The sequence below is a fragment of the Nocardia sp. NPDC050435 genome, from assembly GCF_040655395.1.
Taxonomy (GTDB): domain Bacteria; phylum Actinomycetota; class Actinomycetes; order Mycobacteriales; family Mycobacteriaceae; genus Nocardia.
Window position 1 is genome coordinate 100059 of sequence record NZ_JBFAJW010000013.1, and the last position, 11500, is coordinate 111558.

The 11500-nt window shown below is 65.2% G+C and carries 12 protein-coding genes; 4 read left to right on the forward strand and 8 right to left on the reverse strand.

What is annotated here, in order from left to right; genetic code table 11:
• Positions 1–15: 15 nt before the first annotated feature.
• From AB0I43_RS33715 to AB0I43_RS33745, 7 genes are all read right to left on the reverse strand, one after another.
• The gene (locus AB0I43_RS33715) at positions 16–1038 is read right to left on the reverse strand and encodes a PHP domain-containing protein (protein ID WP_356980105.1); all 1023 of its coding nucleotides are present in this window, start codon (positions 1036–1038) and stop codon (positions 16–18) included.
• Between the two features lie 27 nt (positions 1039–1065).
• On the reverse strand, positions 1066–1647 hold the full coding sequence (locus tag AB0I43_RS33720) for a dihydrofolate reductase family protein (RefSeq protein WP_356980103.1): 582 nt from the start codon (positions 1645–1647) through the stop codon (positions 1066–1068).
• A gap of 87 nt (positions 1648–1734) precedes the next feature.
• Positions 1735–2616: a bifunctional DNA-formamidopyrimidine glycosylase/DNA-(apurinic or apyrimidinic site) lyase gene (mutM, locus tag AB0I43_RS33725; RefSeq protein ID WP_356980101.1), complete on the reverse strand. Its 882-nt coding sequence runs from the start codon at positions 2614–2616 to the stop codon at positions 1735–1737.
• Between the two features lie 17 nt (positions 2617–2633).
• Positions 2634–3356: a ribonuclease III gene (gene rnc, locus AB0I43_RS33730; RefSeq protein ID WP_356980099.1), complete on the reverse strand. Its 723-nt coding sequence runs from the start codon at positions 3354–3356 to the stop codon at positions 2634–2636.
• Between the two features lie 23 nt (positions 3357–3379).
• The gene (rpmF, locus tag AB0I43_RS33735) at positions 3380–3562 is read right to left on the reverse strand and encodes a 50S ribosomal protein L32 (RefSeq protein WP_356980097.1); all 183 of its coding nucleotides are present in this window, start codon (positions 3560–3562) and stop codon (positions 3380–3382) included.
• A 37-nt stretch (positions 3563–3599) separates the two neighbouring features.
• The gene (locus AB0I43_RS33740) at positions 3600–4202 is read right to left on the reverse strand and encodes a DUF177 domain-containing protein (protein ID WP_356980095.1); all 603 of its coding nucleotides are present in this window, start codon (positions 4200–4202) and stop codon (positions 3600–3602) included.
• Between the two features lie 100 nt (positions 4203–4302).
• A complete protein-coding gene (locus AB0I43_RS33745) occupies positions 4303–5049 on the reverse strand; it encodes a DivIVA domain-containing protein (protein ID WP_356980093.1) in 747 nt (248 codons plus the stop codon).
• A 319-nt stretch (positions 5050–5368) separates the two neighbouring features.
• Here AB0I43_RS33745 and AB0I43_RS33750 point away from each other — a divergent pair, with 319 nt between their 5' ends.
• Complete coding sequence (locus AB0I43_RS33750; RefSeq protein WP_356980091.1) at positions 5369–5881, forward strand: GtrA family protein; 513 nt, start codon at positions 5369–5371, stop codon at positions 5879–5881.
• Positions 5882–5928: 47 nt separating this feature from the next.
• On the opposite strand, the gene coaD is transcribed toward AB0I43_RS33750, so the two are convergent.
• The gene (coaD, locus tag AB0I43_RS33755) at positions 5929–6414 is read right to left on the reverse strand and encodes a pantetheine-phosphate adenylyltransferase (protein ID WP_356980089.1); all 486 of its coding nucleotides are present in this window, start codon (positions 6412–6414) and stop codon (positions 5929–5931) included.
• 137 nt (positions 6415–6551) lie between these two features.
• Between coaD and AB0I43_RS33760 the strand changes: the two genes are divergently transcribed.
• The 3 genes from AB0I43_RS33760 to AB0I43_RS33770 are packed head-to-tail and all read left to right on the forward strand — an operon-like array spanning position 6552 to position 11447.
• A complete protein-coding gene (locus AB0I43_RS33760; RefSeq protein WP_357433348.1) occupies positions 6552–6680 on the forward strand; it encodes a hypothetical protein in 129 nt (42 codons plus the stop codon).
• On the forward strand, positions 6673–6885 hold the full coding sequence (locus tag AB0I43_RS33765; RefSeq protein ID WP_357433350.1) for a hypothetical protein: 213 nt from the start codon (positions 6673–6675) through the stop codon (positions 6883–6885). The genes AB0I43_RS33760 and AB0I43_RS33765 overlap by 8 nt, the downstream gene beginning before the upstream one ends.
• Positions 6882–11447 carry a DUF6531 domain-containing protein gene (locus AB0I43_RS33770; protein WP_356980086.1) on the forward strand — a complete coding sequence of 1522 codons (4566 nt, stop codon included), beginning with the start codon at positions 6882–6884 and terminating at the stop codon, positions 11445–11447. The genes AB0I43_RS33765 and AB0I43_RS33770 overlap by 4 nt, the downstream gene beginning before the upstream one ends.
• Positions 11448–11500 lie beyond the last annotated feature (53 nt).

Here is an 11500-nt window from a genome sequence, read left to right on the forward strand (position 1 = left end):
CGCCACCGGACCGGACTAGCGAGTCCAGGCCAGCAGATCCGCCAGCGGCCAGGTATTGATAACCCGTTCCGCGGGAACGCCGTTGGCGACCGCGCGTTCGCAGCCGTAGCCCTGCCAATCCAGCTGACCGGGGGCGTGCGCGTCGGTGTCGATGGAGAAGTAGCAGCCGGTCTCCACAGCCAATTTCATCAGCCGCGAGGGCGGATCACGGCGCTCCGGGCGGCAATTGATCTCGACGGCGGTGCCGTACTGCTTGCACGCCTCGAACACCACCTCGGCGTCGAACGTGGACTCGGGCCGGGTGCCGCGGCCGCCGGTCACCAGGCGACCGGTGCAGTGGCCGAGCACGTCCACATTCGGGTTGGCGACCGCGTAGACCATGCGCTTGGTCATCGTCTCGCTGTCGGCGCGCAGATGCGAATGCACGCTCGCCACCACGATATCCAGCTCGGCGAGCAGCTCGGCCTGCTGATCGAGGGCGCCGTCGTCGAGGATGTCGACCTCGATGCCGGTGAGGATCCGGAACGGCGCGAGGCGCTCGTTCAGCTCGGCCACGACGTCCAATTGCTTGCGCAGCCGGGCCGCCGAGAGCCCGTTGGCCACGGTCAAGCGCGGCGAGTGGTCGGTCAGCGCGCAGTACTCGTGCCCCAGAGCCGCTGCGACGCTCATCATCTCGACGATCGGGCTGCCGCCGTCGGACCAGTCGGAGTGCGTGTGCAGATCACCGCGCAGCTCGGCGCGCAGCGGTTTGCCGGGCACGCCGATCGGCTTCGCGGCCGCGCGCAGGTCCGCCAGGTAGACCGGAAGCGTGCCGGAGGCCGCCTGCTCGATGACCGCGGCGGTCTTCGGGCCGATCCCGGCCAGCTCCTGCCAGCTGTGCGCGCGTTCGTGTTTCGCGCGCTCGGCGTCGGACAGCCCGGCCACGACGTCGGCCGCGCGCCGGTAGGCCTTCACCCGATGTGTTTCCGCGCGTTCGCGTTCCAACCAGAACCCGATCTCGCGCAGGGCCTCCACCGGGCCCGGTGCGGAGCCCGTCACGGTCGGATCCTGGTCGGCCACGGCGCTTTACCGAATCCTGCTGTACTTCACGAAGGCGACGCCGTCCTCGAACACCCGGCTGGTGATCACCCGGAACCGCGCCGGATCGGGCAGCCGCGGCCCGGCGCCGAACAGCGACTTACCGCGGCCCAGCAGGATCGGATACAGCTTCAGGAAGATCTGATCGATCTCCGGCAGCAGCACCTGCGCGAGTTCGCCGCCGCCGCACAGCCAGATCCCCAGCCCCCGCTCACGTTTGAGCTCCTGCACCTTCGCCACCGGATCGGCCGCGATCAATTCCACCGCCGGGTCCGGGTTTTCGGGCAGCGTGGTGGACACCACGAACTGACGCAGATGCGCGTACGGGCTCGACGTGCCGGTCCGCACCCCGAAGTCGTGCGTCTTACGCCCCATCAGCACCGTGTCGAAGTAGGCGGCCTTCTTGGTGATGCCCCTGGCCTCGCGCACCTTCGTCGGCAGCGTCTCCGGATATTGCGCGGTGATCGCCGGACCGTGGTCGCCCCCCACCGGGAAGAAATCGACCGATCCCTCCTCGGTGGCGATGAAGCCATCGATCGTCGATGCGACGTAATACGTGAGCTTGCGCATGTGGTCCTTCCTCCCGACGGCCGGCCTCATGCCCGGCCACCTAGAAGAAACGGTAGCTCGGTTGGCTCACAACCCGCGAGGCTTTGCCTACCCACCCCGGCGGCTCCGCCGCCTGCCGTCCCCCGAGGGTTGGCAGCGCCCGCAGAAAAACGACGACCGATTCATGAATTTCATGCGCTGAACAGGGGCGCCGCAGCGGCGGCAGGGTTCGTCCTCGCGCCCGTAGACATTCAGAGATCGCTCGAAGTACCCGGACTGCCCGTTGACGTTGACATACAGCGCGTCGAAGGAGGTGCCCCCGGCCGCCAGCGCGTCGCTCATCACGGCGGTGGCCTCGGTCAGCAGGGTGCGCACGGCCGGTCGGGTCAGCCCGGACGCTGTCCGGTTGCCGTGGATCTTCGCCCGCCACAGCGCCTCGTCGGCGTAGATGTTGCCGACGCCGGAAACCACCGTCTGATCGAGCAGCACCCGCTTGATCTCGGTCTGCTTGGCACGGATCGCCGCGACCGCGGCCTCGAGGTCGAACAGCGGGTCGAGCGGATCCCGCGCGATGTGCGCGACCGGCTCCGGCAGCCGGGTGCCGTCCACCTCGACGATCGGCGCGAGCGCCCAGCCGCCGAAGGTGCGCTGGTCGACGAATCGCAGCTGGGTGCCGTCGTGCAGGGTGGCGCGGATGTGGGCGTGCTTCTCGACCGGCGCGTCCGCGGCCTGCACCAGCATCTGGCCGCTCATGCCCAGGTGCACGACCAGAGCCGCATCGGGGTCGTCGAAGGTGAGCCAGAGGAATTTGCCGCGGCGCTGCGCGGATTCGACCTTCAGGCCCTGCATCCGGGCGGCCAGATCGGCGGCGCCCTCGAGATGCCGGCGCACCGACCGGGGATGGGTGATGGCCACCGCGTCGATGACCCGGCCCACGACATGCTCGGCCAGACCGCGCCGAACCACCTCTACCTCGGGAAGTTCGGGCACGTATCAGGCTCCAGGGGTCAGGATTCGGCGGTCAGCGCCTGGTAGGCGGCGCCCGCCGCCTTCTGCTCGGCTTCCTTCTTGGAACGCCCGATGCCCTGACCGTAGGAACGGCCACCGATCACGGTGGTCGCGGTGAATTCCTTGTCGTGATCGGGGCCGGTCGAGGTGATCTCGTAGGCCGGCACACCGATCCCGCGCTCGGCGGTGAGCTCCTGCAGACTGGTTTTCCAATCCAGGCCGGCGCCCATGCGGGGGCCGCGCTCGAGCAGTTCGGCGAACAACCGCAGCACGACGCCGCGCGCCACCTCGATGCCGTGCTCGAGGTGCACGGCGCCCAGCAGCGATTCCATGCCGTCGGCGAGAATGCTGGGCTTGTCCCGGCCGCCGGTGAGCTCTTCGCCCTTACCGAGGAGCAGGTGCGGGCCGAGCCCACCCTGGCCCAGGCCACGCGCCACCTCGGCGAGCGCGTGCATGTTCACCACACTCGCGCGCAGCTTCGCCAGTTCGCCCTCGGACTTGTCCGGGTGCTCGTGGTATAGGCGCTCGGTGATGCTCAGGCCGAGCACGGAGTCGCCCAGGAATTCCAGGCGCTCGTTCGTCGGCAGCCCACCGTTCTCGTAGGCGTACGACCGGTGCGTCAGCGCGAGCCGAAGCAGATCCGGTCGTACGTCGACTCCGAGCGCGGTGAGCAGGCTCGCGTGGTCACCGGTCGCGCCGATGGCGTCCTTGCTGGCAGTCACGTCGGTACGTGGAGATCGAACCGTCAGACGGCTGCGGTGACCTGGCGGCCCTTGTAGGTGCCGCAGGACGGGCACGCCACGTGCGGCAGGGTCGGCTGGCCGCAGGCGCGGTTCGGGCAGGTGATCAGGGTCGGCGCGGCAGCCTTCCACTGGCTGCGCCGCGACCTGGTGTTGGAACGGGACATCCGGCGCTTGGGAACGGCCACGACTGACTCTCCTAGTTCTTAACGGGGTTTTGTACTACTACTGGTCTTGTTGCTTGGGCGATTCGGCGGCAAACGACGCGAGCTTGGCCCAGCGAGGGTCAAGTATCTCATGCGAGTGATCAGATCCCGCAATCGCCATCCGTACACCACATTGCGCGCACAGCCCGGGGCAATCCGGGGTGCACGTCGGCTGCAGCGGCAGCTCCAGCCCGATGGCATCGACGATCACCGGTTCCAGATCGACGGTGTCGTCGACCAGGCGGTGCACTTCGTCTTCCTCGGTGGTTTGCTCGGTAGCGCTGTCCGGGTAGGCGAACAGCTCGGTGAGGTACAGCTGCACCTCACCGGTGAACGGCTCCAGGCAGCGCGAGCACTCCCCCTCGGTCGGCGCGGTCACCGTGCCGGTGACCAGCACACCCTCGGAAACCGACTGCAGCATCAGATCGAGCTGCACCTCGGCGCCCGCGGGCGCGGCGACCATCTCCAGCCCCAGCCGATCGGCGAGGGTGACGGTGCGCCGCAACTCCCGCATATCACCGGGGCGACGCCCCAGGCTGCGGGTGTCGAGCACGAAGGCACCGTCGGGCTCGCGGCGCGAGGCCGCACGCGAACGCGACATACGACCGCTGTCAGCGGACATCACGAACTCACCTCACGATCGGAAGAAGAGGATGGGCAACCACTCCACAGTACTGGAGCGGCCGGTCCAGCCCAAAACCGACCAGGTCAGCGCTCGTTGGTCAGCGGCGGTACTCGGAGACGTAGTCCGGCGAGCCGACGCCCGAACGCAGCTGGTGCCGGCCGCGCCCGACCGTCCGCAGGGTGGCGTTGAGGGTTTCCTCGAAATCGGCGAGCGTGGAGTCGACGTAGTGGTCGCATTCGTCGCGCATCCGGTCCGCTTCGACCTGGGCGCTGTCGATCAGGCGCGCCGATTCCGCGTGCGCGGCCCGCACCACCTCGGTCTGCTGAACCAGGCGGGACTGCTCGGCCTGGCCGTCGGCCACCGAGCGGTCGTAGGAGGCCTGCCCGGCCTCGATCATGCGCTCGGATTCGATCCGGGCCCGACCGGTGACGGATTCGTATTCGGCGTTGCCGTCGGCGATCACGCGGTCGGCCTCGGCCTGAGCGCTGGCCACCAGCCGGTCGGCGTGCGCGCCGGCCTCGGCGACCATCCGGTCGGCGTGCGCCTTGGCGTCGGCGAGGATGCGATCGGCCTCGGCACGGGCGGAGCCGACGGTTTCCTCGGCCTGATCATTGGCGGTGGCGACGGTGGTCTCGGCCGCGGATCTGGCGTCGGAGACCAGCTTGTCCCGGTGGTCCAGGACGTCCTGGGCATCATCGAGCTCGCCGGGCAGCGCGTCGCGCACGTCGTCGAGCAGTTCCAGGACGTCGCCGCGCGGCACGATGCAATTACGGGTGGGCGGGATGCCGCGCGCCTCTTCGACGATGGCCACCAGCTCGTCGAGTGCTTCGAATACGCGATACATGGATCACTCCCGCTTCTCTGCCGTGTCTACCTCTGCCAGTGTGCCTGCGATCACGGCTCACGCCGAGACCCGTACCGGTGTGTCGCGCCAGTGTCTGCAACGCCACACAAAAGAAGTGGAGAACCACCCTCCGCTTGGTGCTACATTCTTAAAGAAGCACAAGACGACCCTGAGAAAGAACTTCTTAAGCACACGGCAGGCGCTGACCAGCACACTGAGCTGATGATTGACTCGTTTTAGTTGTTCAGTACATACTGAACAAGCAGTACACGAGGAACAGATAGGAGTCCCCCGGGACTCACGTTCGATCGGAAACACCATGACGGTTCTCGAGGCTCCACGGCAGCCGGTACTCCCCGCGAGCATGTACACCCCGTGGGCTGTCGCCTACCCGGGCATGGGAGAGCTGACCACCGTCGGGTTCGGCCACCTGCTGCGCTACCTGCGCGGTGACCGCGCCTTCGCGCAGCTGATCCGCTTCGCCCTCGTCGGCGGCTCCAGCAATATCGCCTACGTGCTGCTGTTCTTCGCGATGCACGGCATCGGGCCGCTGGTCGCCAACGTCGCCGGATCGGTCGTCTCCACCGTCATCGCCAACGAACTGCACCGCCAGCTCACCTTCCACGCCGCCGGCCGGGTCGGCTGGTTCACCGCACAGTGGGAAGGCGGCGGGCTGGCCCTGATCGGACTCGGCATCAGCACGGCCGGACTGGCCGCCCTGGAGATCTGGGCGCCCGGGCTCGGCGGCGCGGCCCAGGCCGGAGCGGTGCTGGCGCTGACCGCCGCGGTCGGCGGGCTGCGCTTCCTCGCACTGCGCGGCCTGGTGTTCTGAGCTGAGAACAAAGCCCCGGTTCCGGATGGAACCGGGGCTTTCTCGTATCAGGCGCGGTTCTCGGCGAGCCGGGCCAGCAGCCGTTTGTGCACCAGCGGCGGCAGCATGTCGGCGACCTCGCCCCCGTAGGCCGCCACCTCCTTGACCAGCGAGCTGGACACGAAGCTGAACGCCGGATCACCGACGATGAAGAACGTATCCACCCCGGTGAGCTTCTTGTTCATCTGCGCCATCGGCAGTTCGTAGCCGAAGTCGTTGGCGTCGCGCAGCCCCTTCACGATCGCCCCGATCCCCTCCTGCTTGGCGAAATCGACGGTGAGTCCCTGCCAGGCCGCGATCCGGACGTTCGGCAGATGCGCGGTCGTCTCCCGCAGCATCTCCATCCGCTCGTCCACACTGAACATGCCCTGCTTCTTCGGGTTGATCGACACGGTCACCACGACCTCGTCGAACTGCCCCGCCGCCCGCGCGAAAATATCGAGATGCCCATTGGTCACGGGATCGAACGACCCCGGGCACAGTGCTCCAGCCATGCCGCGACGCTACCGCCCTTTCCCCGCCGCAACGCCTTGGCCCCTCGCTTTGCCGCCGGATACCATCGGGCCCAGCGGCTCGTGCCGCGGAAGTCGTTGTTCGGGGCCGGTTCCCGGCTGGGGGAGGTACAACAGAGATGGCTGATTCAGCGAGCGTGGACCCGGCAGCGGTCCACACCCACGCCACGAATATCAAGAAGCTCAGCGACCCGTTGGCCCTGGCGCTGGACGCCGCGAAATCGGTCTCCGTCGACACCGATGCCTAACGGAAAGCTCTGCTCCTTCCTGCCTCCCCTGTTCATCGACTCCGTCGAATCCGAAGGCGCCGCCGCGATCCAGGCCGCCATCGACGCGGTCGGCACGGACGCGGGCAAGCTGGAGCAGATCGCCGACAGCTTCACCGCCACCGACGAGGCGAATGCCGGCAAGACGAAGGCGCAGACCGCCAAAATCCAGGACACCGCTTCGTGAGCGAGAACTCGCTGATCGCCGCCAAGGAAGAGTCCGCCACCGAATGGTATTCCGGCGTCAGCCTTTTCGACACCGTCTCCGACCTCTCCGAAGCCATCTCCTCCGGCTCCTGGCTCGACGCCGGACTCGGCATGGCCGGACTCGCCGCCGAAGGCGTCGCCCTGGTCGTCGACCCCCTCGGCACCCTCGCCTCCTACGGCGTCGGCTGGCTCATCGACCACTGCCAGCCCCTGCAAGACGCCCTCGACTGGATCGCCGGCGATCCCGAGCAAATCGCCGCCTACGCCAAGACCTGGTCCAACGTCTCCGCCAAAATCGCCGAAGCCGCCGCCACGCACAAATCCGCCGTCGAATCCGACATCGCCGCCTGGACCGGCGCGGCCGCCACCGCCTACAAAACCCGGGCAGCCGAGACCTCGGACGCCTTGAACGCCGCGGTTCAAGCCGCCTCGGCCGCCTCGACCGCCATCGAGATGGCCGGCATGGTCGTCTCCGCGGTCCGCGACACCGTCAAAGACCTCATCGCCCAAACCGTCGGCCGCCTCGCGGTCTGGGCCGCCGAAGCCCTGTTCTCCCTCGGCACCGCCGCACCCCTGATCGCCGTGCAGGCCACCGCCTACATCGCCAAAGTCACCGCCACCATCTCGAAACTGTTCGCCCGCCTGGCCAAGACCATGTCCAAGTTGAAACCGCTGCTGGCTCGGTTGAAGACCGCGTTCCAGTCGATCGTGAAGAAGCTCAAAGGCAAGGACGGCAAGACCGACCTGACCACCGGGTCGAAAAAGAACACCAAAACCGGTGACAAGACCGACGATTCGACCAAGCCCGCCTCGACAGACACCACCAAACCCGCCTCGACCGACCCGTCGAAAACCGACAACCCCAAACAGGACACGAACCCCACCAACCCGGCCAAGAACGACGGCGACGGCAACCCCACGACACCGGCGAACACCACCAAGGAAAAGAACGGCACACCCGAGAACCGCTCCGACCCCGACAAGAAGGTCCTGTCCAAGGCCGAGGAAAACGGCACCAACAACACCCGCAAGCCCGAGATCACCACCACCTGCGGCGACCCGGTCGATACCGCCACCGGCGAATTCCTGCTCCCCGCGACCGATCTCGAACTGCCCGGCGTCCTGCCGCTGATCCTGGGCCGACGCCACCGATCCGCCTACGCCTTCGGCCGCTGGTTCGGCCCCACATGGTCGGCCACCCTCGACATGCGGATCGTGATCGAACAACGAGGAATCACCTTCCTCGGCGAAGACGGCCTCCTCCTCGTCTTCCCCCACACCGTCCCCGACCAGCCGATCCGCACCACCAGCCCCGGCCAGCGAATGACCATGTCCCGCACCGAAACCGGTGCCTATCAGGTCTTCGACCCGGACCGCGAACTCACCTGGCACTTCTCCCCCGCCCCCGCTCTCAACGGCCTCGACACCCGCCTCGGCAACTACGCCATCACAGCGATCACCGACCGCCACCACAACCGCATCCAGTTCCACTACAACGCCGACGGCGCACCCACCGAGATCACTCACTCCGGCGGCTACCACGTCCGCATCGACACCGCCGAAGACCGAGTCACCGCCCTGACCGTCCTGGGCACAAACCCCGACGGCACCGAGATCGCCACCCTAATCCGCGAATTCGGGTACACCGCAGGCCAACTCACAGCAGTCACCAACGGGGTCGGTGCGACCACAACCTTCACTTACGACGACGCGGGCCGGATGCTGTCCTGGACCGACTCCAACGCCAACACCCTGCACAACACCTATGACACCGCTGGGCGAGTCGTCGCGCAGGAGGGCACCAACGGGTTCCTGTCCGCCCGCTTCGAATACACCTCACTGCCGGAGGGCAGCCGCACCAAGTTCACCAACTCCCTCGGCGCCGCAACTACTTACACCTTCGACGACCAACTGCGGCTGCGTGAAACGATCGATGCGTCCAACGCTTCAACATCCACCGACTTCAATGAGTTCCACCAGCCCACTCGACATGTAACTCCTGATGGCGCAATCACCAGCTACGAGTACAGCGAGGACGGTGACCTCCTCACTTTCACTCGCGCAGACGATGCGACGATCAGCGTCGAGTATGCAGAACCGCGTCGAGCCGTGGCGGTAACCGACGTCGACGCCAAAGTAACTCGCCACGAATACGATGGACAGGGAGATCTCACCGCCACTATTGATCACGGCGGCATCCGAACCTCGTACATTGTGCATCCCGGTGGGGCGCTCGCATCGATTACCGAATCCACCGGCGCGCGGACACTTTTCGAGGTCGACGCTGCAGGCCTCCCAACCACCGTTACCAATCCTTATGGGGCAGCAACCCACGTCGTTCGCGACCATCTCGGCCGGCCAACAACTGTCACGGACGCCTTGGGCGGTGCAACGCATCTCGAATGGTCGAGTGAAGGGAAGCTACTGAGTCGGCTAGACCCAGACGGTCATACCCAGCAATGGGAGTGGGACGGCGAAGGCAACCTGCTTACGCATGTCGACCAGGCTGGTGGTGTGACCCGCTACCGCTATGGGGCATTCGACCAGCTGCTCACCCGAGCGGAACCCGATGCATCTGTGACCCACTACGTCTGGGACACAGAACGCCAGCTGATCGGCGTGGTCAACCCGCTCAGACGCAGTTGGGCCTACCGCTACGACGCAGTGGGACGTGTCAACGCTGAAGTCGACTACACCGGAGCAGAAACCCGCTACTCGTACGACTCAACCGGACGCCTCAGCACCAGCACGACACCCACCGGAGTCACACTTCATCACTCCTATGACGTTCTCGGCCGACTTATCGAAATACACGCCACCACCGGCGAATGGATTCGCTATCAACACGATCGAGTCGGTCGAATAACACAGACATCCAACGGGACTGGGCACGACACTACCCACCGACTCGACTACACCCACACCCCGAGCGGCCAGCTCTCCTCCGTGCAGGTCGATAGTCGGCCGATTACCACCTATAGCTACGATATTCACGACCGTCGCACGGCACGAGCAACTGCCGGAGGCGCCACTACACAGTGGAGCCTTGACATCGGCGGCCGTGTCACCACGCAATCAGTTGATGAACATACGATCGTCTTCACTCATGATGCCTCGAACCGCCGCACGGGCTGGCAACTAGGCGCGCTGTCCCAACATCAGACGCTCACGCCGGCCGGACGAGTCGTCAGCCGTGAAATCACTACGCGGCTGACCCCGCAGTCACCCGGCTCACGGCAGATCCGTCACGACGCATACACGCGGCGCGCAGACGGATACATCACCAGTCAAACAACTACCCGTCCGGCCCTCGCTCCCGTCCACCGCGAATATCAACTCGATCTCAATGGCCGCGTCACTACCCTCGACACCAACGGCCACACCACCGAGAAGTACTCCTACGACGCACTCGCCAATATTACGAGCGCCCTCGTCAATCGCCACTACGGTAACCAGAATGACCACGATTCCGCGGCTGCGTCGCCCGCCGCTGGCAACCGCGAGTACCTCAACAACCTCCTTATTCGCGACGGTCGCACCCGCTACTTCTACGACGCTGCCGGACGCCTCATCCGTAAGGAGAAGGCCCGAATATCCCGGCAACCCGATATCTGGCATTACCGTTATGACGCGTTCGATCACCTCACCGATATATTTACCCCCGACCAGCAATGGTGGCGCTATACCTACGATAGTTTCGGTCGACGACTGACGAAATCTCGTCATAGCCGAGACGGACATATCCTCGAGTCCACCGAATACTCTTGGGATGCAACAACCCTCATCGAAGAGCAATCGGAAGATTCCACTACCCGCTGGACGTACCAGCCGGACACTTACACCCCGCTAACACAGGAAAAACGAACCAGCAGCAAGCGTGAATTCGTTGTTATCGCAACCGATCTCGTAGGAACCCCCACCGATCTCATAGATCCTACCGACGGTAGAGTTCTGGCCACCGCCGTCACTGATCTCTGGGGCGAAACATCGTGGCGGGGCGTCACGAGCACAATTCTTCGCTTCCCCGGCCAAACCTACGACCATGAATCCGGTCTGCACTATAATCTCCATCGCTATTACGATGCACACACGGGTCGCTACCTCACTCAGGACCCACTCGGCCTACCGCCCGCACCCAACCCCAACACTTACCCTCGCAACCCCGTTGTCGGGCTGGATCCCCTGGGTCTGACACCGTGCAGCGAGATTAAAAGAATAAAGCGAATGCTCGGACGGGCCGGAATGAGCGTCAGCGATTACGATATCGTCTACACTCCGTCATTGAATGAAGATCTCAAATATGGCAATTCACCACATGTAGCCGGCAAGCCACTAGTCGGGCCTACCGGTCGTCCATTGATCGAAGTAGGCGACATCGCCTTCAGATCCGAGGGCGAACTGATAAAGACAATTTTCCACGAGGTCTGGCATCACGAATACTTTAAGATGAATGATAAATCGGTCGGCGGTTCACATGATGACGCCGAGAAATATGGAGAGAAAATGTACACGGAATTCTTACGGCGAACAGGGGCGAGATGAGTTTTGTTCGATGGCATCTGTACAGCCCAGACGAGGAGGCTATTCGCAGAAAG